The following is a 448-nucleotide window of genomic DNA, read 5'->3' as shown; positions in this document are numbered from 1 at the left end:
CGAGCCGGCTTGGCGGCGATGCGCGCACTGACCCCGGCCAGCTTCGAGCATCTGGACTTTATCGGCGCGCTGCTTCGTGATGGGATAACGGATTCTTTGGCCCGCTATGGCCTCAACGGTCAGTGCGTGGGCCTTGGCTCGCTTTTCAAGGTTCATTTTACGATGTTGCCGATTACGGACTACCGGTCGGTCTATCCGGGCCCGTCCGAACAGATTAAGCTCAACCTGTTCCACAAGGGCCTGCTCGATCGCGGAGTACTCTCGGCGAGTTACGGCCTCTTCGCACTTTCCACCCCCATGACCGAAAGGGACGCGCGCGCGATCCTTACAGCAGTTGACGGAGCGCTCGCAGCAATTGTGTCGCACACGTAGCGCATCCGGAGCTGGTTTCATTCGGCATTGGACAATGCATTGGCGATGGAAATCAAATGACAGCTTCTCCCATGTC

1 pseudogene is annotated in these 448 nt (G+C 58.3%); it reads left to right on the top strand.

Annotated features, from left to right (window positions below):
* Window positions 1-372 (top strand): annotated as a pseudogene (locus ACWTU8_RS32665) (aspartate aminotransferase family protein); the annotation flags it as partial.
* Between the last annotated feature and the right edge of the window lie 76 nt (window positions 373-448).

Source organism: Mesorhizobium sp. BHbdii, from assembly GCF_053848045.1.
This window is presented reverse-complemented; position numbering and strand designations above follow the sequence as displayed.